The sequence below is a fragment of the Streptomyces canus genome, assembly GCF_001514145.1.
GTDB lineage: Bacteria > Actinomycetota > Actinomycetes > Streptomycetales > Streptomycetaceae > Streptomyces > Streptomyces canus.
Genome location: NZ_KQ948665.1, coordinates 45,297 through 68,747, shown reverse-complemented (window position 1 = coordinate 68,747; position 23,451 = coordinate 45,297). Strand labels below are relative to the sequence as shown.

General features: G+C 67.9%; 11 protein-coding genes. 7 read left to right on the top strand and 4 right to left on the bottom strand.

The window, feature by feature from the left end; genetic code table 11:
• Positions 1-14: 14 nt before the first annotated feature.
• The 3 genes from AQJ46_RS29215 (at position 15) to AQJ46_RS29205 (ending at position 2,816) form a co-directional block, all read left to right on the top strand.
• Positions 15-1,382, top strand: a complete 1,368-nt coding sequence (locus tag AQJ46_RS29215; RefSeq protein WP_059208416.1) for an L-serine ammonia-lyase — start codon at positions 15-17, stop codon at positions 1,380-1,382.
• Between the two features lie 261 nt (positions 1,383-1,643).
• Complete coding sequence (locus AQJ46_RS29210) at positions 1,644-2,195, top strand: type IV toxin-antitoxin system AbiEi family antitoxin domain-containing protein (RefSeq protein WP_059208415.1); 552 nt, start codon at positions 1,644-1,646, stop codon at positions 2,193-2,195.
• A gap of 186 nt (positions 2,196-2,381) precedes the next feature.
• Positions 2,382-2,816 (top strand): hypothetical protein, encoded by a 435-nt coding sequence (locus AQJ46_RS29205; protein WP_059208414.1) that lies wholly within the window; start codon positions 2,382-2,384, stop codon positions 2,814-2,816.
• 521 nt (positions 2,817-3,337) lie between these two features.
• On the opposite strand, the gene AQJ46_RS29200 is transcribed toward AQJ46_RS29205, so the two are convergent.
• Positions 3,338-7,603, bottom strand: a complete 4,266-nt coding sequence (locus AQJ46_RS29200; RefSeq protein WP_059208413.1) for a ricin-type beta-trefoil lectin domain protein — start codon at positions 7,601-7,603, stop codon at positions 3,338-3,340.
• A gap of 351 nt (positions 7,604-7,954) precedes the next feature.
• Here AQJ46_RS29200 and AQJ46_RS29195 point away from each other — a divergent pair, with 351 nt between their 5' ends.
• Together AQJ46_RS29195 and AQJ46_RS29190 are read left to right on the top strand one after the other, a co-directional pair.
• Positions 7,955-15,190, top strand: coding sequence for an RHS repeat domain-containing protein (locus AQJ46_RS29195; protein WP_059208412.1), 7,236 nt, complete (start codon positions 7,955-7,957; stop codon positions 15,188-15,190).
• A gap of 140 nt (positions 15,191-15,330) precedes the next feature.
• Complete coding sequence (locus AQJ46_RS29190) at positions 15,331-15,693, top strand: hypothetical protein (protein WP_059208411.1); 363 nt, start codon at positions 15,331-15,333, stop codon at positions 15,691-15,693.
• Between the two features lie 570 nt (positions 15,694-16,263).
• Here AQJ46_RS29190 and AQJ46_RS55560 read toward each other — a convergent pair.
• The gene (locus AQJ46_RS55560) at positions 16,264-16,701 is read right to left on the bottom strand and encodes a hypothetical protein (protein ID WP_159064064.1); all 438 of its coding nucleotides are present in this window, start codon (positions 16,699-16,701) and stop codon (positions 16,264-16,266) included.
• A gap of 534 nt (positions 16,702-17,235) precedes the next feature.
• On the opposite strand from AQJ46_RS55560, the gene AQJ46_RS55555 reads away from it, so the two are divergent.
• Together AQJ46_RS55555 and AQJ46_RS29180 are read left to right on the top strand one after the other, a co-directional pair.
• The gene (locus AQJ46_RS55555) at positions 17,236-19,053 is read left to right on the top strand and encodes a hypothetical protein (RefSeq protein ID WP_159064063.1); all 1,818 of its coding nucleotides are present in this window, start codon (positions 17,236-17,238) and stop codon (positions 19,051-19,053) included.
• On the top strand, positions 19,019-20,383 hold the full coding sequence (locus AQJ46_RS29180) for a tyrosine-type recombinase/integrase (protein WP_225887417.1): 1,365 nt from the start codon (positions 19,019-19,021) through the stop codon (positions 20,381-20,383). Before AQJ46_RS55555 ends, AQJ46_RS29180 begins: the two co-directional genes overlap by 35 nt.
• 141 nt (positions 20,384-20,524) lie before the next feature.
• Here the strand turns inward: AQJ46_RS29180 and AQJ46_RS29175 are convergent, their stop codons facing one another.
• Positions 20,525-21,682 carry a hypothetical protein gene (locus AQJ46_RS29175; protein ID WP_159064062.1) on the bottom strand — a complete coding sequence of 386 codons (1,158 nt, stop codon included), beginning with the start codon at positions 21,680-21,682 and terminating at the stop codon, positions 20,525-20,527.
• Positions 21,683-21,797: 115 nt separating this feature from the next.
• Positions 21,798-23,450 (bottom strand): amidohydrolase, encoded by a 1,653-nt coding sequence (locus AQJ46_RS29170; RefSeq protein WP_059208407.1) that lies wholly within the window; start codon positions 23,448-23,450, stop codon positions 21,798-21,800.
• Between the last annotated feature and the right edge of the window lies 1 nt (position 23,451).

Sequence of the window (23,451 nt, the reverse complement as noted above, 5' to 3'; positions counted from 1 at the left end):
TTGAAGGAGTGCCCGTGGCCATCTCGGTCTTCGACCTGTTCTCGATCGGCATCGGCCCGTCCAGCTCCCACACGGTCGGCCCGATGCGCGCGGCCCGTATGTTCGCCCGCCGCCTGCGCAACGAGGAGCTGCTGTCCTCCGTCGCCTCGGTGCGCTGCGAGCTCTATGGCTCCCTGGGCGCGACCGGTCACGGCCACGGCACCCCGAAGGCGGTGCTGCTCGGCCTGGAGGGGGCCTCCCCGCGCACGGTGGACGTGGAGAACGCGGACGACCGGGTGGCGGAGATCAAGGCCGCGGGCGTCCTGAAGCTGCTCGGCGAGCGCGAGATCCCCTTCTCCTTCGACGACGACCTGGTCCTGCACCGCCGCAAGACACTCCCCTACCACGCGAACGGCATGACGGTGTGGGCGTACGACGCCTCGGGCGCCGAGCTCATGTCGAAGACCTACTACTCGGTGGGCGGCGGGTTCGTCGTCGACCAGGACGCGGTGGGTGCGGACCGGATCAAGCTCGACGACACGGTGCTGAAGTACCCCTTCCGCACCGGCGACGAGCTGCTGCGGCTGACGAAGGAGACCGGGCTGTCGATCTCCGCCCTGATGCTGGAGAACGAACGCGCCTGGCGCACCGAGGACGAGATCCGCACCGGACTGCTGGAGATCTGGGAGGTCATGCGGGCGTGCGTGTCGCGGGGCATGTCCCGTGAGGGCATCCTGCCCGGCGGGCTCAAGGTGCGCCGCAGGGCCGCCGTCACCGCCCGCCAACTCCGCGCCGAGGGCGATCCGTTGGCGCACTCCATGGAGTGGATCACGCTGTACGCGATGGCGGTGAACGAGGAGAACGCGGCGGGCGGACGGGTGGTGACCGCCCCGACCAACGGGGCCGCCGGCATCATCCCCGCGGTGCTCCACTACTACATGAACTTCGTGCCGGGCGCCGACGAGGAGGGCGTGGTCCGGTTCATGCTGGCCGCCGGTGCGATCGGCATGCTCTTCAAGGAGAACGCGTCCATCTCCGGCGCGGAGGTCGGCTGCCAGGGCGAGGTCGGCTCGGCCTGCTCGATGGCCGCGGGCGCCCTCGCCGAGGTCCTCGGCGGCTCCCCCGAACAGGTCGAGAACGCCGCCGAGATCGGCATGGAGCACAACCTGGGTCTGACGTGCGACCCGGTCGGCGGGCTGGTCCAGATCCCCTGCATCGAACGCAACGGCATGGCCGCGGTCAAGGCGGTCACGGCGGCGAAGATGGCCCTGCGGGGGGACGGCTCGCACAAGGTGTCCCTCGACAAGGTCATCAAGACGATGAAGGAGACCGGGGCCGACATGAGCGTGAAGTACAAGGAGACGGCGCGGGGCGGGTTGGCTGTGAACATCATCGAGTGCTGAGGTAACAGGCCCTGAACAGCACGTTCGTGTCTTTCAGTGCTGTCGGGGCCTTCCCTGCTTACTCGGCGGAAAATCCCCGAGAAGTCCCTGGGACAGGCTTAAAAGTCCCCGAAAAGTCCCCAGGAAATCTCACAGGATGGAAGCCTGGCCTGGGGGTTCGTGACTTCCTCGATCACCGTTCCGATCCGCCCTGAGCGCCGACCGCCGTCAGGATGTATCAAATCGATCCCCTCAAGCCTCCAGAGGGGCACCATTCGATACATGAGTACTGCGCGTCAGGTCCTGCTCTCCTCTCGCGATCTGGCGTCCTTGGTTGCCAAGGGAGAGATAGACGAACTGTCCCGGGGGGTCTACCGACGGGCAGACGCACCGGAGACCGCGCACGCAGATCTGCTGGCTGTGTGCGCACGGGCTCCTCGCGCTGTCGTGTGTGACGAGTCCGCCCTGGCCCTGCACGAGCTGATCGACGACATCCCGGCAGCGGTACACATCGCCGTGCCGCGCGGCACACGCCGCCCCACGATTTCCTACCCGCCGACCGTAGTGGCGCAGTACGCCCCAACGACCTTCACTCTCGGCGTCGAGCGGTTCGAAGCAGCCCCCGGAGAGACCATCCCCATGTACAACACCCCCCGCAGCGTCGTTGACGCGATGCGCCACCGAAGCCGCATCGGTGAGACCCTCGCTCTCTCCGCACTTGGCCCCTACCTGCGTCGAAGCGGCCGTGACGGGGTCAGCCAACTCCCGTATGTCACACGCGAGTTGGGCGCTCTCTCCGTTATCCGCCCTTCCGTTGAGGCGGTGCTCGCCTGATGGCCAACCCCACCCGTGACACCACGGCCGGCCGCGTCTGCAACGATCTACGCAACCTGGCCCGCCGCACCAGCCGGTCCACGGACGAAGTCATGGTCGAGTACGTCCTCGAACGGTTCCTCTACCGCCTGGCCGCATCACCCCCTGCGGCCCCTGCCGCGGCTCAAGGAGTACGCGCCCGCACCTGTGCGAGCGGTCGTCGCCGACTACCAGGCCCGGACGGCCGAGCCGGGCTTCCGGCTCGCTTTCGGCGGGCCTGAGTTCGACGCGGCCGTGCACGCCGTCGTCGACCGCCTCGCCGGGCACCCGGCGTTCCAGACTCACGACGAGCCACCGATCCGTACGGGGCCGATCGTCGTCACCCTGTACGCGGACGACGGCCCGCGGCCCGAACCCGACCCACTGTCCGACCCCGCCAAGGTCCGCACGGCCCGCGCCCGCCTGTGTGACGAAGCCTGGCCCGAACTCCGTGCGGCGTTACGCCTGTGGCACCCGGTGTGCGAGGACCAAATCGCCCCGATATCCCTGTTCGCCGACCCGGTCCTGGGCCAGATGATCACCCCGGACCGCGGCCGCGAGATCCTGGCCATGCCCCGAGGCACCGGCCCCTGCGTCCACTAGGCCGACAGTTCCAGCCGCCAGGGACAGCAGCACCGTACGAGGAAAGCGACGGCGTCGTGATGCACTGAAGGCCCGGCTGCGTGTTCTGTATGAACCTGCGGCTGAGCCTGCTCATCACCCTCCTGCGCTACACCAGGCGGAACATCTGGCGGGACGAGACGCAGCGGCGTTCGTCCGCTCCGTGGCGGACGGGAACGAGACCGTGCCCACCGTCACCGGGCACGCCATGGTCAACCCCCCGACAACTTCTGGACGCGGTCCACGAGTACACGCCGCACCGCTGACGTCCTGACCTGGCGCGGAGAGCAGCGATGCCGGGCCCGACGGCCTCCGGACGGCCCGGCCGGGGGGGTGGTGGAAGCAGAGGCACCTGGCCACCGCATGGGTGCGGCCTCGCCTGCGGGACCGCCTGGAGCGTCGTCCTGTGAACCGTCGTCGAGGCGAGCCACCAGGAGACAGGCCCGGCGCCCCGCCCACCCCCAGCCCATGGGTGGGCGGGCGCCGTGTGCAACACCCCGGACTCAGCCGAGCTGGGTGGGAACCGGGCGGTTCCTGCCGAGTGAGGTGACACCGCCCGGAGTGAGTGCCTCGGTGAAGAGCTGTACGTCGGCCACCTTGCCGGCGGTGTACTCCCCGTAGCGGCCCACTGCGATCCTGCGCCCGATCTGCACCGGCCCGGTCGCGTTCCAGACCGTCCCCTCGTAGGCGGCGGTGGCGGCCAGGTCGTCATTCACGTAGAGACGCAACTGCTGCGTGTCGGCGTCGAAGACGCCGACGAGGTGCAACCACGTGTTGGTCTTCGGGCTCTGTGCCCCCGTGTCGGGCCCGTACGCACTGGTGAAGTCGCCCTCCGTGTTGTCCGCGTGGGCGTGGCCGAAGGCGAAGCCATGCGCGCCGCTGGAGTAGTACAGCTGGAGGCCGTTGGCGCTGGTGCCGGACTGCGAGACGAAGGTGGAGTTCCCGCTCAGGCTGCTGAGGTTGGCCCAGGCCGAGACGGTGTAGCTGCGGCTGGTGTCGAGCACGGTGCCCGACGTGGCCGCGTAGCCGGTGCTGCCATTCAGGGCGAGCGCGCTGCCCCGTGCGGCATCGGCGGTCACGGCGGCACCGCCGTTCAGGGTGAGGCCGTTGGCGGGCCGAACGCTGTCGGCGGTGCCGTCCAGCTTCCACCAGTCGGCGGGCCGGTGGACGTGACCGATGCTCACCGGGGCGGTGAACTGTGCCAGGCCGCCGTCGGCCGCGGCGCCCGGGTACTCGATCATCCGGCCGGAACGGGAGGCGGCGTACAGCGCCGGGAAGCCGGTGCCCTGCACGTCGCCCGGAGAGGCAACGGTTGGGTAGTCCTGCTCGCCGACGCCGACCGGGAGCACCGGCTGGGCGGCGGGCAGCACATTGCCGTTGTCGGCGGCCCACTTCTGGTCGGCGATGTTCTTGCAGTCCCAGATGACGACCTGGGTGCGGGGGTTGCGGTTACCGGCGGGGTCGGCGAGGCAGCGGCCGGACTGCGGGTTCTTGAGCGTGCCCTGGTACGGGCCCGGGACCCACTCCTGGGAGCCGGAGTTGTTGCACTGGAATAGTTGCACTTCAGTGCCGTTGTCGGTGCCGCCCTTGGTGACGTCCAGGCACTTGCCGATGACGTGCACGGTGTGGTCGGTGCCGAGGGTGACGTTCTGGGCGTCGCTGCCGTTGCAGGTGTACACCTGCGCCGCGGTGCCGTTGGTGGTGCGAGAGCCGGCGATGTCCAGGCAGAGGTTCTTGTTGCCGGTGTCGAGCACGCCGGAGACCAGCGGCGCGTGCCGCGGGGCGGCCAGCTTGCTGGTCGGCACCCCTGCGGAGAAGGTCAGCGGGAAGCTGCTGACCGCGCCGGTGGCGTTGTCACGGACCCACAGGGTCGGGACGCCGCCCACGGTGCCGGGGGCGAGCAGGGTGGTGTCGGACCAGTCACCGGTACCGATCTTCACGCCCTGGCCGAGGTTGCAGCCGGCCTGGAAGGTTCCCGGGTAGTACCAGAGTTCACCCTTGTCGACGGTGATCAAGTCGGGAACGTCCGCGTACTGGGCCAGCTTGCCGGGCGCCAGGATCTGCGTGACGTTGTCCCAGGTGCCGTCCGAGCCCTTCGCGGGGCAAGAGTCCGAGGTGCGGATCGCAACGACGTTCTGGGTCAGGGTGAAGTGCCCGGCACGCCCGCCGGGAGTGACGGCGTCGTTGGCGTAGAGGTACAGCTCGTGGGTCGTCTTGTTGTAGGCGAACAGGTCGTCGACGTTGCTGCCGGTGGCAGTGCCGCGGTGGGCGACCAGATAGTTGTCCCAGCCGGTGCCGTCCGGGCTCTGCGCCTTGGTCGACATCGTGGTGGGGGGAGCGGCCGGATCGGCGTTGCCGCGGACCAGGACGAGGTCGCCGTCGCGGGTGGGGGCGGCGAGGTCGGGGACGGCGTCGCCGTCGAGGTCACCGGCGGTGACCTTGGTCTTCGGGTTCCAGGGGGCGAAGAAGCTGTACTGCCCCACGGTGCCCTGGGTGTTGCCCGCGTTGTCGACCGCCCGGACGTAGAGCGTGTGCGCGCCCCACTGGGCGGCGCTCAGTACGATCGGGACCTCCGCGGTGGCGGTGCCGCCCGTGCCGGCGACGGCGTCCACCTTGGTCGCGCCGCTGCCGGGGATGTTGGCGTCCAGCGAGTACTCGAACCGGTCGATGCCGCTGCTGACGCAGCTGCCCCGGGTGCAGCCGGTGGGTGTCGGGTCGTTCGCGGTCACCTTGATCTTGACGCCCTGGTCACCGGCGTGGCCGGTGGGCTCCTGGTCGGCGCCGAGCGGCGGGAAGACGGACGAGTCGGTGAAGGACGGGATGCTCGGCGCGCTGAGGTCGATCTTGAAGTAGCAGTTCGGCGACCAGCCGCTCATCAGCGTGTCGTCGTCGGCCCTGACGTGCCAGCCGTACTGGTGGCCGTCCGCCACCTTGAAGCCGATGTTGACCCGGGTCGTGCCGCCGTCGCTGACCCAGCCGCTGACCGGCTTGCTCTTGCTGGTGGAGCCGCCGTCGTCGTCCGCGGTCTTGGTGTCCCACACCTCGTACCGGGCACGGAGGTTGACCCCGCTCATGTCGGTGTTCAGGTGCGCGTTCAGCGTGATGTCGGAGGTGTCGCCGGCGAGCCCCGACTCACCGATCCAGCCGTCGGCCGCGCCGTCGCAGCCGTTGCTCGCCGGGTTGATCGTGGCCGGGGTGGTGCCCAGCCGGTCCGGTTCCGAGGGCGCGATGTCGAACACCGTGGTCAGGTACGGGTTGGTCGCGAACCGCACGAAGTCGTAGTTGGTGGAGGACTTGGACTCGTTGCCCCACAGGCCGAAGGTCCAGCTGTCGTCCTTGCCGGCCAGCTTCTTGATCTGGCCCGTGACGTTGAAGTTGACGTCGTGGTCGCCGCAGTGCTGGCTCAGGTTGGAACTCTTGACCTTCTGCGTACCACCGATGTAGCCGTCGCCGGCGAGCTTCGGCTGGTGGTCCCAGTCGGTGTTCTTGCTGATTCCCGACACCGTCGCGAGGCGCACGCCCGTCTCGTTGTCGCAGTCGAAGGAGGCGCCGTAGGTCGAGGTGAGGTGGACGACGGACTTGGAGATCACCATCGACTTGGTGAGGTTGCCGATGTTGAGCTCGTAGTACGCCCGGTTGAGGCCAAAGCAGTTGCGCCAGTGCTCGTAGCCGACCCCCTCGCCGTTGTCCTGCGCGTCGTCGTACGGGCTCTGCGAGGGGCAGCCCTCCTTGACGGTGATGAAGTGGCTCTTCTTGCTCGTGATCGGGCTGGTGTAGGGGTCGATGTAGAGCGGCCAGACCGTGCTCTTCCCGCCGAGCAGGTCCGCGTCCGGGGTGAGGGTGAGCGCGCCCGGTTCGCTGGTCACGGCGATGGGCTTGACCTGTGCGCCGCTGCCCGGCTGCTCCGCGGTCGAGGCCGTGTCGCCGGTGGTGCCCTGCGTCGGCGGGGTGTCGGCCGCACGGGCGGAGCGGCGGGCTGCCGTCTTCTGCGCCGGGGTGGTCACCTGCGCCCCGGACGAGTCCCACATCATCGGGGTGGGCGAGCTGAACAAGGCAGTGCCGTCGGCCGCGGTGGCGGTCACCCCGCCGTCCCGGTCGGCGTCGACGGTCACGCCGTCGCTCGTCCCGGTGGTCAGCCGGAGCGAGGCGAGAGCGGGGTCGGCGGCGGCCTTGGCGTCGTGGACGATCAGGACCTCGTGGAAGCCACCTTGGTCGGTGGTGGTCAACTTGAGGTCCACACCCGGCAGCACGTCGCTGTACTGGGCGCTGTCACCGCTCACGTCCGGGGCGGGCAGGCGGAACGGGAGCGTGTACGACAACCGGTGCCCGGCCTCGTCGACAAGGGTGGCCAGCGGTCCGTCGCCGCCGCCGGAGAGGGTCAGCGCCGACGGGGTGGCCTTGGTGGAGAAGGTGCCGTCGGAGTTCCGCGCCAGGCCGGCGTCGACGTCCGTCCAGGCACCGTCCTTGCGGACGCGGGCCGGCTGGAGATGCGTGGTCTGAGTGAAGGTGCCGTCCGTGTTGGCGACGGTCTCCGAGGTCTCAGTGGTCAGCTGATCCACGGTGACCGGCTGTCCGGTCCTGGCCGCCTCGGCACTGGCGGTCGCGAGCGGTGAGCCGTCCGCGCCGTCGGCGGCCGCCGACGTGGGCGGGCCTGCCGCCGAGACCGGGCCGACGGCGCCGAGCAGCAGGCCGGTGACGGCCGCCGACAGCGCCAGACGGCGTGTCAGACTGCGCGCCGGATGACTCCGGACGCGGGTCGTTTCCCCCATGAATCGCCCTTTCGAGGAGCGTGGGCGGGGACCCCCGGCGCGCCGCTGTGGTCCTTCTCACAGAGCGCGTCCCCCCGAGGGCCGCCGCATGTCGGAATTGCGGTACTTGGTCGCGCCATGCCCTGCCGTGAAGGGCCTGTGATGGACCCATGTTCAGGATGTGAGCAGTGTGACCGCTGAGGAAGGGTATTGCTGCGCACATGTCATGGCAATACGGTTCCGGTCTGACCAGACGAGCCGCCAGCTGACCACTGATCAATTCGGCTCCTGGACTTCTTACATGGGGGATTACACATGCGCGCAAGACCGCGCGGAATTCAACCTGCCCGGAAACGGGCGTGGTTGCGGCGGGTGACTGTCTGGGCCGCGACAACCGCCGCTTTCTCACTGGTCGTTCAGCCGGCCGTCGCCGACGTCGTGGTCGGCGGCTACCAGTACAAGGACGAGGTCTGGGCGGCCGATCCGCTGCCTGAACAGCCGAAGGTTCCGGGGCACCCCGCGGACGACCCCGGCGTCAAGGACCCCACCCCGCCACCCGGCGCCCACGAGCTCGCCCGGCACCGGGTGAAGGCACCGAAGTGGCCCGCGGGCGGCACCGCCACCGTCGACCTCGGCACGGCGCACCAGGTGCACGGCCGGGCCGCGGCCGCGGCGCCCGGGAGGGTGAAGGCCTCCTCGCTGCCCGTCTCGCTGTCGCCCGCCGCACCGTCGGCGATCGGCCCGGGCGCCCGCGCGCTCGTCGGCCACGGCGTGCCGGTCGAGGCGGCCCGGTCGGTACAGGTACGACTCGCCGACCGCGCAAAGGCGAAGCAGGCCGGCGTCGACGGACTGCTGGTGGGCCTCTCGCGCACCGATCACCGCACCGCCGCCGGCGGCGTCTCCGTCTCGGTGGATTACGGCGCCGTCGAGCAGGCCTACGGCGGCGGCTGGGCCTCCCGGCTGCACCTGGTGGCGATGCCCGCCTGCGCCCTGACGACCCCTCAGCTCACGGCCTGCCGTACCCGCACGCCGCTGGAGTCGGTCAACGACCCGCACGCCCGCAAGGTCACCGGCACCGTCGCCGTGCCCGCCGCCACCGCCAAGCCGGCCGGCAGGCTCGCCGCACCCGCAGGCCGCGGCGCCCTGGCCTCCTCGGGCATGGCGGTCGCGGCGGTGGCCGGCAGCAAGGGCTCGCAGGGCGACTTCGGCGCCACCTCGCTCTCCGCCTCGGGCGCCTGGTCCTCCTCGGCCTCGGGCGCCTTCACGTACAACTACCCGATCACGGTGCCCCCGTCCCTCGGCGGCGAGGCGCCCAACGTCGGCCTGTCCTACGACTCCCAGTCGGTCGACGGCGAGACCTCGGCCCGCAACTCACAGTCCTCCTGGGTCGGCGACGGCTGGTCCTACAGCCCCGGGTTCATCGAGCGCTCCTACAAGAGCTGCAACGACCAGGGCATCGAGGACTCCGGCGACGAGTGCTGGGGCGGCTGGAACGCCACCATCCAACTCGGCACCCACAACGGTCAGCTGGTCCGCGACTCCGACGGCGAGTACCACCTCCAGGCCGACGACGGCACCAGGATCCAGCGGCTCACCGGAGCGGCCAACGGCCTGTGGGACGGCGAGTACTTCAAGGTCACCACGACCGACGGCACCGCCTACTACCTGGGCCTGAACCACGCCCCCGGCACCACCGACGACGACGCCACCGACAGCGCCTGGGGCGTGCCGGTCTACCACCCCAAGTCGGGCGACCCCTGCCACGACTCGGACAAGGGCGACGACTCGCAGTGCGACAAGCCGGTCGGCTACCGGTTCAACCTCGACTTCGTCGTCGACCCGCACGGCAACGTCCAGCGCTACGACTGGGCGACCGAGTCCAACTACTACAACATGGGCTACGGCCAGGTCGCCGAGGACGACAAGGGTGGCAAGATCACCAAGTACGTCCGCGGCGGCCACCTCACCCGGATCTCCTACGGCTACCAGCTGGCCGACGCGAGGGCGGGCCGCGAACCTGCCGCCAAGGTTGTCTTCCGCACCGCACAGCGCTGCACCACCTCCGACACGGTCTGCAAGGCGGACAACCTCTCCTCCAAGACCGCGAAGGACTGGCCGGACACCCCTTACGACCTGCACTGCGAATCCGACTGGAAGAACAAGCCCAAGGACGACGACACCGACGGCGTCTGCCTGACCAGCGGCCCGACCTTCTGGACGACGTATCGGCTCAAGGGCGTCGACACCTCGGTGCGGACGGCCTCCGGCTGGCAGGACGTCGACAGCTACGAGCTCAAGCAGGTCTTCTCCGACGCGGGCGGCACCTACGACCCGGTCACCGGCAACACCCAGGACCCCAAGAGCACCGGCTCGCTGCAGTCCGTGATGTGGCTGTCCTCCATCGTCCACACCGGCAAGGACACCTCCGCGGGCGGCGACAAGCCGATCACCCTCGACCCGGTCAGCTTCGCCGGAATCGAGATGGACAACCGCGTCGACGGCCTGACGCCGGCCGCCCCGCCGCTGTTCCACCCGCGGATCTCCAGCGTGCAGACCGAGACCGGTGAGTCGGTCGCGGTCACCTACCGCGCGCCGGAGTGCTCGCGGGAGAAGAAGAACATGCCGGACGCGGCCGACAGCAACACCATGGCCTGCTACCCGGTGTGGTGGAACACGCCCGGCGGCAACGAGCCCATCAAGGACTGGTTCCACAAGACGCTCGTCGCGCAGGTCACCGACAGCGACCGAACCAAGGCCGGTTCACCCGCCAAGGTCACCAACTACACCTACAGCGGCGGCGCGGCCTGGCACCGGGACGACTCCGACCTGACCGACGACAAGCACCGCACCTGGAACGACTTCCGGGGCTTCCGCACCGTCACCACCACCACCGGCGCGGCACCGGACCCGGTCACCCAGAACAGCGTCTCCTACCTCCAGGGCATGGACGGCGACTACAAGGCCGACGGGTCCAAGCGCAGCGTCAAGGTCAAGAACGCCCTGGACGAGGAGATCACCGACAGCCCCTGGCTGGCCGGCACCCCCTACCAGTCGCTGACCTACACCAAGGCTGGCAGCACCGTCGTGGGCCGAACCCTGACCCAGCCGCCCACCTCCAAGGTCACCGCGTCCCGTGACCGTACGGCGTGGACGTCCGAGGACCCCAAGCCCGACAAGCTCTCCACGCTGCCGGACATGACGGCACGCCGAATAACGGCGACCTCGTCCCGCACGATGGGCCTGCTCTCCGACGGCACCTGGCGGACCACCCGCTCCAGCACCACCTTCGACGACAAGGGCCGTACCTGGAAGGTCGACGACGAGGGCGACGTCTCCAAGCCCGAACAGGAGACCTGCACCACCACGACCTACGCCGACGCGCCCGCCGACAACCCGATGATGCTGGTCTACCCCAAGGAGACCATCAGCGTCGCCGGACCCTGCGGCACCACCCCCGGCAAGGACACCCCCCTCTCCGACAAGCGGATCTTCTACGACGGGGACGGCTCGGTCGACAAGATCGGCAGCCTGGGCAAGCTCGGCCAGAACGGCGACTCGCTCGGCCTGGTCACCGCGACCCAGGCAGTCACCTCGTACGACGCGAGCGGTGACCCGAAGTACCAGACGCTCGGCGGCATGTCGTACGACAAGTACGGCCGGGTCGTCGCGAACACGGACGCGGCGGGCAACACCACGACCTCGTCGTACGAGCCCACTTCGGGCATCCTGCCCACCACCCTGTCCACGACGAACCCCCTGAAGTGGACGGCCACCAGCACGGTCTCACCGGGCCGCGGCTCGGTCACCCACGCGGTGGACGTCAACAAGCAGGTCACCGACGCGACCTATGACGCGCTCGGCCGGCGGGAGAAGGTCTGGTCGCCGGGCCGGGACAGGGACAGCGAGACCCCCGACCGGATCTACAGCTACGACGTGCACGGCGCCGGCGACAACCCCACACCGTCCTCGGTCACCACCAAGGGCCTGCGTGAGGACGGCACCTACAGCACCTCCGTCACCATCTACGACGGCACACTGCAGCCCCGTCAGACGCAGTCGACCCCGGCGGACAACTCGGCCGGCAGGCTCGTCTCCTCGACGTACTACGACTCGCACGGGTGGACCGTCTCCAACATCGCGGCGTACTCCGACGCGGATCACGCCCCGGGCAGCACCATGTGGGCGGAGACCAACCGCACGGGCCCGTCGGTGACGCGCACGTCGTACGACGGTCAGGGCAGGCCGGTCACCCGGACGATGGTGTCCTTCGCCAGCACCCTGTTCCAGTCGTCGGCCGACTACCGGGGCGTCGACCGGGTCGACACCACTCCGCCGCAGGGCGGCAAGGTCACCACGACCTACACGGACGCGCTCGGCCGCACCACGTCCAAGGTGGTGCGCGACACCACGCCGGACCGCAAGCTCACCGGCGGCGCCAAGCTGGCCTCGGGCACCTCGCTCGTCTCCGCCGGCGTCCGCCTGGCCATGCAGGCCGACGGCAATTTGGTGCTGACCTCGCTGGCCGGTGACAAGACGCTGTGGTCGTCCAAGACGTCCGGCAAGCCGGGCGCCTACGCGGTCATGCAGGCCGACGGCAACTTCGTGGTCCTGGACGCGACCGGCAAGACCACCCTGTGGTCCAGCGGCACCTCCGGTCACACCGGCGGCTACCTCAAGGTGCAGTCTGACGACAACGTCGCGGTGTACGACGCGTCGAACGCCGCGCTCTGGTCGACCGGGACCGCCGGCAAAGCGGCAACCGCGGACATCACCACCCGCTACACCTACACGCCGACAGGACAGGTCGACACCGTCAAGGACTCGGTGGGGAACACCTGGTCCTACGGCTACGACCTGCAGGGCCGCGTCATCTCCCAGACCGACCCGGACGCCGGCACCTCCACCTCCCACTACGACGACCTGGGCCGGCTGGACCGCACCACCGACGCCCGCAAGCAGACCCTGTCCTTCGCCTACGACCTGCTGGGCCGACGCAAGGCCCAGTACTCGGGCGACGGCACGACGGACCCGAACAAGCTGCTGGCGGAGTGGACCTACGACGAGCTCGGCAAGGGCCTGCCCGTCGCGTCCACCCGCTACGTCGGCGGCAAGAACGGCAGCGCCTATGTCCAGAAGATCGACGCGTACAACGCGGTAGGCCAGCCGACCAGCACCTCGACCGTCATCCCTGACGCCGAGGGCGCCCTGGCGGGCACCTACACCGCCAAGGCCTCCTACACCGACAACGTCGGCCTGCTGGCGGCCACCACGTACGGCGCCGACGGCGGACTGCCGGCCGAGACCGTCGGCTACGGCTACAACCTCGAAGGCGGCCTGGTCAGCATGGGCTCGCCCAGCCGGCCGTACGTCGCCACGGTCAACTACAGCCCGCTCGGGGAGGTCCTCCAGACCACTGTCGGGACCCCGTCCAAGCAGCTGCGCACCGCGCAGACCTACGACCAGGCGACCGGGCGGCTGGCCACCAACCGGGTCACCCTCCAGACCAACACAGCCAACCCGATCTCGGACACCACCTACGGCTACGACCAGGCCGGCAACATCACCGCGGTCTCCGACGTCCGCTCCAGCGGCGGCACGGACCGCACCGCCGACACCCAGTGCTTCGCCTACGACGCGCAGGACCGGCTGACCACCGCCTGGACGGACACCAAGGGACTCACCACGGCCACCGCGGGCCAGCTCTCCCGGTGCACCACCTCGCGTCCCAGCCCGGCGACCGTCGGCGGACCGGCCCCGTACTGGACGGACTGGCAGTTCAACCAGCTCGGAGACCGCACCCAGCAGGTCACCCACGACGTGACCGGCAACGCGGCCAAGGACACCACCCAGACGTTCGCCTACCCGGGCGCCGGCACGGCCCCCGCCAAGCAGCCCAACGCGGTGTCCACCGTCACCATCCGCAACCCCACCACCGGCACCTCCGTCCTGACCCCGGAGTACGACGACGCGGGCAACACCAAGACCAGGACCACCACGGGAGCCCGTACCGGCAGTCAGGGGATCGAGTACAACGAGGAGGGCCTGACCTCCGCGACCACAACCGACGGTAAGAAGACCGGCTACCTCTACGACGCCGACGGCCAGCTGCTGATCCAGCGTGGCCCGGGCAACAACACGCTCTACCTCTTCGGCGGCAACGAGCAGCTCAGCCTCGACACCTCCACCAAGGCCGTCACCGCACTGCGCTACTACTGCGCCCCCGACGGCACGACGACGGTCCGCTCCAGCAAGGGCGGCATCAGCTACCAGCCGACCACCCCGCAGGGCACCGCCCAACTCCAGGTGGACGGCAGCACACTGGCCATCACACGGCGTGCCTTCGATCCGTACGGCAACCCGCGCGGCCCCGCGCCGACCGGTTGGGCGGACAACCACGGCTACTTGGGCAAGCCCGCTGATCCCACCTCCGGTCTGAACCTCCTCGGCGCACGGAACTACGACCCCGTCACCGGCCGCTTCCTGTCGGTCGACCCGGTCTTCGAGAACGACGACCCCAACCAGATGGGCGGCTACGGCTACGGAGCCGGCAACCCCGTCTCGGGAAGCGATCCCGACGGCCTGGCCTGGTACTCGGGCTGGGGCAGCTCGATCGGCAGCTTCTTCTGCGGCGTGGGCGACAGCTTCGTCGGCGACCCGTGGCAGTGGAGCGTCAACAAGCTCTCCGACGGCTGGAACGGGTTCGCGGGCATCGCCAACGGCGACAACCAGTGGTTCAACGGCTGGACGGGCTACTCGAACGAGACGCCGTTCCAGCTCGGCCACACCGGTTACGTCGACGACCACCCGCTGGCCAACCTCTTCGGCGTCGACACCGGCTCGACCTCCTACGTGTCCGGCCAGTGGACCGGCGTGGTCGGCACCTTCGCCGTCGACGGCTACGGCGCCTACAAGGCGGTCAGCGGCGGAATCAAGGCCGTCAAGGCGGTCAAGCTCGCCATGTCGGAGGGTGAGGACTTCGTCGGTGCGGTCAAGCGACTGCTCTCCGGTGACCTGCCCACCACCACCTCGGCCGACCCGGCACCTACGACGCCCAAGTCCGGCGACGCCCCCTCGACACCCAAGGCGGGCACCGGCAAGGGCGGCAAGGAGCCGGGTGGCAGCGGGAAGTCCGGCGCCAGGAGCGGCGACGAGCCGAGCCCGGGGTCGGAGTCGAAACAGGGCAACACCTACCGCAGCAAACCCGACAAGAAGCCGAACGAGTACCCGCAGGGACCGGTGGTGAGCCTCGGCAGGCTCAAGCAGACGCTGGCCAGAGCGGGGTATCGCTCCGAGTGGGACAACTACGAAGTCGTCCACGTGGAGCGGATCGTCGACCACCGGACCGGAGACCTGGCCGAGGGCAACAGCCCGCACGGGCTCAACCAGGCCCCTTACTACCGGCCGGTGCCGAACCGCGCAGCGAACGGCAAGCCGATCATCGAGATGTCGAACAAGGGTCTGCGGAACATGAAGGAGGCCGTGGTGACCTTCTTCCACGAGACCTACCATCAGAAGCGGATGGCCGGTTTCGGCGACACCGGCACCGAGGAAGACGCCGAGGACTTCGGACAGATGATGTGGCGAAGGATTTCCGGGGGCGGTGGGTGACACCTCCCTTCCGAATAGTTCGAGCGCCTCGGCTTCGTTGAGCTGAAGCGTCATCGGGCCGGCTGCGACGAGACAGAATCCCGTCGCAGCCGGCCCCGGCCGTGCCCACCACCCCTGCCCCTCAGAGAGGTCCCCCCTCCATGACCCGGCCCTACGACCAGCACCACCTCGAGGCCCTCGGCGCTCAGTTGCACCTGCCCGTGAACGAACGGACCTGCCCCATCTGCGGCCACACGACCATGCGCCTCTACCACCACACGAAGTACGGGCGGAGCGAGCCTTCCTGGATCAACTACCTCTGGTGCGGCAACTGTCACGCCTACTCGTCGTCCTTCACGGGTGCCGGCCGCAAGACGGTCGAAAGCGACCCGCTCCTTGAGCAGTACGGCGACCGGATCGCCGAGGTCTTCCGTGACCCCGAGCGACTGCTCAAGATTCTCGACGGCTACTGGAAGACGGGAAAGCTCCCTCAGAAGATCTCCCGCCGCCCCCGCGGACACTGAAAGCCTCATCCGGCCGACTCGCCCGTCCCAGCCGTGCCCACCATCCCTGCCCTCGGAGAGGTCCCCCCTCCGAAACTGAAGTTGTCAGGACCAGACAGTCCCGCTGCTTCCCACCGCGGCATCGAAGACGCTCTCATTTTCGCCTCGTGGATCCAGGGGCAACGACAGGCCGCTGATGGAGTGTCACGCACGCCTGTCCACCGGTCGTCCACCGAACCTCATTGCGTTGGCCCGACCCGCCCCTCCCGGATACGCAAAAGCCAGCTCAGAGACTCAAGCCCGCAACATGGTCACGGAAACACAACCCCCGACCTACGCATTACGAGACCGATAGGGATCGTGCCGGGTTGTGCCCCGTGGTCGTACCAGATCCCGTTTTCCCAGATCAGAGCACCTGTCGCGGTCCTGCTGTTCGTACCCCGTGTTGCACCGTCTAAAGGCGTCCGCGCTCCCCTTGCGCTCCCCCGGTCGCCACCGGTGACACTCCAGTCCCAGACAACGACCCAACTGCCTGCGTGCGACCGGGTTGTCACCATCTAACAATGCGAGCAGGTGGTCGGCGCCGTCTCTTCATTCTCCCCAAAGCAGCGCGCCCGGCAACGGGTCGTGGACTCCGATGGAAAACCAGTCGAGGGGGATCGAATCACGCTGACGCCTGGCACGATGCTCTTCAAACTCACCGGCTCCAGTTGCTCGATGAAGAGGACGCTCGCACACGCCGTGGCCAACAGGTTCCAGGTGATCGCCGAGCACGACTCTGACGAGCTTTGGTGCCCCAGAGGGAACTGACATCGCCTGACCGAGATGTGAGTGCCCCACGCACTGCAGTATCAAGACCGTCGCGTCGACCTGCTCCTTTCCGAGCAGTCCCCCTTGGATGAAGTCCTGGCCGCTCCTTCCGCCGCAGGGCTGGACGGCCTCGCAGTGCGCCTGGTCGATGTCTCCGACGAGATCCGGCACGCTGAGCGCAAGGAGATTGTCGTCGTGGTCGACGTTGAGGTCGTCCATGCTGCTCTTGGGAGGTGACGCCGACGGAGGCAATCGACGTGCAGAGGTCTCCTACCCCAGCCACAGGACGCTCTGCGAGATTCAACAGAAGCCGCCGGCGGGTCCTGGCGCACGACGCTCCGCCATCTCCAGCGTACTCTCTGTCAGGAGACACGCCTGTCACATTAGACGCCTGCCGGTGATGCTGCACACAAGACCGTGAGGTACCACCCTCAGGAGTCGATCTTGCGCGACGCTCCCCTAAGCGTCGGCGCTCTGTCAGACACTGTCTCTACGGCAAAGCAAGACCCGAGAGAGGTGACACCAAGCGTGAGGGGGACGGCACGTGACGGTTCGGTAGCGATTCTCAAGTATCTGCACATGCGATTGCATGACCACTTCCGGACCCTCCACGAACACCGTCAGGCGCTGCACCCGGCGGCTCCTGTCTTTGCACTGGAGCATGACCTCAGCAGTAGCGACTTCGAGTTGCTTCTAGCGGCGGTGCGTGGGGCTGTCAGTCAGGGACTTGATACTCGCTCCCGCACTTGATGGTTGCCGTTTGTAGTACATGCGGCAGAGATTGGCTATAGGTACGTTGGCGATGAGTACTGGCCGCTCTTCGCCCAGCAGACACCGGGCTGGGAAAGCACTCCTGGCTGGAGCTTGGCCACTAACCGCCAACGCATAAAGCAGTGGTTCAAGCAATTCGCAGCCGACTATGGCGGGGCCGAGCCGAAGGGAGGGTTTGCGGCCAACTTTAACATCATTGCCTGGCCAATCACCCACGCCATCATACCGGCCGATCTTCAACGGCAGTTGGCGCAGCTTCTGTTTGAATCGCGCGCGGTGTTGACCGCAAATCTTCTTAGCGATCCCAACGCTCTGGGCGCGTGCCTGGCTTCGCGCACGGGTGGATATAGTGAGCGTTTCCAGATTTTCTGCAGCAACCAGAGCCTCCTCGGGCAGGTGGCCGCCGCAATGCTCTCAGGTGACGACGAGAGCTCCCCGTACTTGGTGCAATCGACACTCACTCGCCTTGTCGATGACCTAACCAACGAGCGTCAATCACGAACCTGGTTGACCCGCGCCAAGCACTCGGCCAACTTGGTACGTTCAAGGGGCTTTCTCCCCATCAACTCGCGTACAGGGCCCGTGAATCGAGCGCAGCCACTCACAGCTGCCGCCAACCCGAAGCTTCTCCTACGACAGGAAGACAGCGGCTGGCGCCCTTACTTGGACCTTCCTGATCTCACACCGCTGCAAGGTCGGCAGAACCAAGTTAGCCAGGAACTTCGGACTCTCCGACCAAAAATTGAGGGCCGTCGGAAACCGCTTCCCAGCGGAAAAATGCTGTACCCGGGCGAAGTGGCCTTGTCCGCATGGCCTCGACCCGAGAACCCGATCATCCAACTGGAGCGGGGTTCGTCGGTCGTGAACAGTCTGATCGCAGAGAATTGCTCCATCACGCAGGGCCCGTGGTGGGTTTTCCGAAAGCTCCTGGGTGGGCTGGCTATAGAGGTCAAGGGAAAATTCGTGCGACCAGGCCACGAATATTTCTTGGTCGGCCAACTCGACAGTAAACCGCCCGCAGTGCCGTACATTAACGAAGCGACAGCACTGGCTAACGGAATACACGCCTTCGAGTTAGCAATGCCCGAAGTAATCCACGAAGCGGAAATTGCCAAGCTTGCGGCTGCCGAGTTGTCGGTGGTGACAGATGTATCGATTCGGCCGGTCGGACTCGTACCCGGTTCCTGGGACGGGGAAGGTGCTGTCGAGTGGCTAGCCGGGGAGCCGGCCCTGCTCGCGGTGCGATCCAATCGGGCCACAGAAATGTGCGCAGTGACCGTCGATGGTGGACACCCGATTGTGCTTGAGTGGCCAGCTGGTGGGCATGAATTGATATTTGCCCTTGAGGACCTCACCGTGGGCACCCACGAGGTTGACATTACGCTTTTGAACTCAGAGGTGGGCGCAGCCGGTGTTAGTGGTTCACTCTCGGTTACGATCTGCGACCCTCACACGAGCCTAGGTGAAACCACCGAGGGAGCAGGTATCCGGCTGTTTGCCACTCCAGCGCGTCCGAAACTGACCGAGCTCTGGGATGGCCGGGCAAGCCTCTCAATCGACGGTCCGCCAGACACGAAGGCGGAACTGTTGATCACATTGCGCGACGATATCGGCAATTCGCTAGAAAAGGCGCATCACAGCATTTCACTCCCTTTCAGCGATAGCGCCTGGAGAAGGCTGGCAGACCATGAGCTACAAAGGAGAAATCTACTCGCCGCGTACGACGAAGCCGATTCATGCGAAGTTTCGGTGTCCCGGAGCGGAGTTGGTTTTGCCTCCCTGGTCTGCGAACGTGGCTAAGGGGATTCCCGGTGTCCAGGACCGCGCCTTCGACACCAGCGAGGACGCCAAGCAGTGGCTCGCCACCGCGAACACCGACACCAGGCGGGGCGAGTTCGTCGACCCACGCGACGGCGAGATCTCCCTCACCAACTACATCATCGACCACTGGTGGCCGAGCCGGACGGACGAGCCGTCGACTGCGGATCCCATGCGCAGCCGCATCTGGAACCACATCATTCCGATCCTGGGCGACTTCGCCCTCCGGGAGATTGACGCCTCGGCTCTGCGCTCGTTCGCTGCCGAGTTGCTGGCCCGGGTCGAGAGCTCGACCGCCGAGGTGATCTGGGGCCACCTTTCATCCATCCTCAACAGCGCCGTCGACGACAAGCGGCTGCTGCGGAACCCGATCAAGGTCCACAAGAGCGTCAAGCCTCCGCGGCGTACAGAGAAGAAGGCGAAGGCATGGACGCGGACGGTCGTGGACGCTGTCCGGCTCCACCTTCAGGACCGCTACAAGTTCGCGGTCGATATCGGGCTCGGCCTCGGTCTGCGCCAAGGTGAAGCCTTTGGTCTGGCCGAAGACGACTTCGACTTCGAGGCGAAAGTCGTGCACGTCCGGCGCCAGCTCAGGTGGGACATCAAGGGGAGGCCGTACTTCTGCCTCCCAAAGGGCGGCAAGACGCGCGAAATACCGCTGTCCCCCAACCTCGCCGCCCGAGCACGCGACCACTTCCGGCGCTTCCCGCCCACCCCATGCACCTTGCCGTGGCGAAACCCAGAGCCGTCCACCAACGCCCTGGAGGCCCGGCAACGGAAGCCCATCACTGTGCAGCTGGTGTTTACGACGTCACATGGCAACCGCATCTACTACCGGACATGGAACGACCGCAGCTGGAAGCCGGCCCTGGCAGCAGCCGGTTTCATCACGGCCGTGGGCGAGAAGGTCCGCCGGGACGGCAGCCGGATCCGGCGGACTCCCATCTACGCGGCTCAGCGCGAGGACATGTTCCACGTCCTTCGGCACACCTATGCCAGCGTGCAGCTGGAGGCGGGCGAGTCGATCGTCAGCCTGTCCACATGGCTGGGGCACTCTTCTCCAAAGATCACGCTCGACCACTACGCTCACTTCATGCCCGGGGCCGGTCGGCGCGGCCTGGCCGCGATGGACGCATGGCTGGAGCAAGATCAACCGCAGTTTGTCCCCGAGAAGTCCCCAGCCTCCGAGTGGATCAAGAAACTTACCTTGAATCCGCAGGTCAAGGAACTCATCGCATCCGGCGCCAGCATGAACGTGAAGTACAAGGAGACGGCCCGGGGCGGGCTGGCGGTGAACATCATCGAGTGCTAGGGAAATAGGCCCTGACCAGCGTATTCGTTTCTTTCAGCGCTGTCGGGAACGTCCCTGGTACAGACGTGAGAGTCCCCGCAAAGTCCCCTGGACTCTCCCCGACTCCCGCACCGCGGCCCGGCCCGCCCCGGCCGCCGGGCCTTACGCCAAGCCCTGGACGGCTCGCAAGGAGTTGTTCTCCACCAGGAACCGGGCGAGAGCGCGGGTGTCCGGGTCGGCGGGAACTTCACAGATGGCTTCGTACGGCAGGTCGGCGAGATCGACCAGCCAGGGCAGTACGGAGGCGGAAAAGACACTGCTCCTGCCGTGGGCGGCCACCCGCACGGAGCCCCGCGACTCGTACCACAGACGGCGCGCATGGCTGGAGACCGCCACCCGGCGCGGATCGGTGGTCTCCTTGTGCTCCGGATCCGCCCCCGCAAGCCCGTAGGCGGAGGCAGCGGCCAGCGCCGCAGCCAGGTCGGCCTTGCCGCCGAGGAAGTCTCGATAGCCCTCGAGCCATTCGATGCTCACCCGGCCGTCGGGCTCCGCAGCGAAGGGATAGGCCCCCTCCCCGGGAACGAACGACCTGGTGTAGCGCGCGATGTTGACGGCGAAGGCCGGGCCGACCGTCTCGGCCACATGCCAGGTTCCCGGGTCCCAGGTGAAGAACTCACCGGCCGAAGCGATCAGCGAGGTGCCGCGGTCGACCACCTCAGGCACCTGCAGGGAGGGCAGGTACTCCTCCGGGTCGATGGCGTTGTCGCCCTCCGCCGCCCGCCAGCCGGCGGTCTCGGGTATCCAGTCCTCGCCGTGCCAGAAATGCATGTACTTGCGTCCCTGGAGGACGAAGTGGCTGTTGCCGCACTGCTCGCGGTGAATGCCGCCAGGGGTGGCGCGGTACTCGCCCAGAAACACCTCGATGTCTATGTTTCCCCGGACCAGCCCGTGCTCCTCGAAAACCGGGCGGCCGAAGGCGGAGACCAGCAGGTCGAACAGACTCCTCTCGTGGGAGGCCAGTTCGCGCGCGTAGAGCAGAATCGGGGTCTCCGCGCCGAACTTCTGCTGCATCCGGGTCAGCCACGCGTCCGGCGATTCGCTGCCGTCCGGAGCCGGCATCACGGCATGGTCGGAGAGCACGTCACCGCCCACGGTGATCTTGATCAGCTCGCGCTGGTCGTCGCCCGCCATGACTGCGCGGACAGCGCCGATCACTCCCTTCCAGACGACTTCGGGGGTAACAAGTCCGCAATTCCACCCCTCGACCCGGGTGCTGGCGCCGGTCGTGGGGGACTGCACGGACAATTGGGTCGTCGTCATGACTGCTTTCCTCTCCAGATGTACGGCCCGCAGAGCAGCGCTCGGAGCAAGCGGCGCCCGGCGGGACGGAACCTCATCACCGTCAAGTGGTCGATTTCTTCCTGCTGTTCGGCCGTTAAGCGGCCCGCGCCGGTGGGTTCTGCTGCTGTCCCGCCAGCCGGTCGTGGACGAGTCGGCCGCCGGCGATCGTGAGGTCCACCTGTGCCTCGCACAAGGCGTCCGGTCCCTCCCGCAGCACATCGACGTCGAGGACCACGACGTCGGCAGGGGAGCCCGGCGCCAGGGTGGCCGAACGCCCGTGCAGATGGCCCGAGCCGGCCGTGTAGGCCCGGAGGATCTCCGGCACGCCGATCCGCTCCTGCGGGTTGAACGGGGCCGGCCGGTAGTCCGGTCCCATCCAAGGAGCGCTGGCCAGAGCCGGCAGCCGGGTGGCCGCGACGTAGGCGCCCCAGAGCGGATTCGGGCTGCTGACGGGCCAGTCGCTGCCGGCCGCCAGCCGCGCACCGGCCCGCGTCAGACCCGCGAAGGGGTACTGCCGGTCCACGCGGCGCGGGCCGAGCATCGGCTCGTAGGTCTTCCGCATGTGCGGGATCTCCGCCGCCCACAGCGGCTGCACGTTCGCCGTCACGTCGAGTTCGGCGAACCTGGACAGGTCGGCGTCGTCGACGAGTTGTACGTGGGCGATGTGGTGCCGCCGGCCCAAGGAGGGGCCCGCCGCCTCGACGGCGTCGAGGCATTCGCGCACCGCCCTGTCTCCCACGGCGTGGAAGTGCACGGAGAACCCCGACCGGACCAACGCGGTCACGGCCTCGCGCAGCTCCGTGGCGTCCAGCCGGCCTGGCGGGGTGACGGACCTGTCGAGATACGGCGAGAGCAGCGCCGCCCATCCGTTCTCGCAGATGCCGTCCTGCATGATCTTCACATGCTCGGCGGGAAGCCCCACGACGCGGGCCAGTGAACGTCGTTCACGCAGTTCCTCGATCTGTTCGAGTCCCCGACACGGGTCCCACCACAATGCCAGTGACACAGCGCCGGTCACCTCGCCCCGGCGGGCCAGCTCCAGGTAGGCGGGGAGCGGGTCGGGCAGGCCGAGATAGGGGCCGACCAGTGCGTCCTGCCATGCGGTGATGCCGTACCGGTGCAGCAGACGCTGAGCCGTGAGCAGTGCGTTCTCCTGCGTGACTCGGTCCGGCGGGGGGACGTGCCGCCCCACCAGGTCGGCCGCCGCCTCGTGCAGCAGGCCCGTCGGCCGGCCGCCGATGTCCCTGCCTATGGCGCCGAACAACGGGTCCGGCGTATGCGCGCCGATGCCGGCGCTGGTCAGTGCCGCGCTGTTCACGCACGCGTCGTGCAGGTCCGAGCCCAGGAGATGGACGGGCCGGTCTGGTACGACCGTGTCAAGCAGTTCGGCCACCGGTGTGCCATCGGGCAGGAACGCCGAGGTGAGGCCGCCCCCGACGATCCACGGGAGATCCGGGTGCCGCCGGGCGTACGCACCCACCCGCATCAGCGCGTCGTCGAGGCCGACGGCGTCGCTCAGGTCGCACCAGGACTCGAGCATTCCGGCCGCCATCGGATGCACATGGGCGTCCTGGAAGCCGGGCATGACCAACCGGCCCTCGGTGTGTACCACTTGGGCTTCCTTGCCCGCCACAGTGAGCAGGTCCCGCGCGCAGCCCGTCGCGAGTACGCGGTCCTCGCGCAGGACGATCGTGTCCGCGTGCTCATGACCCATCACTCGGCCGCCCGTGAGAACGATGTCCGTCACG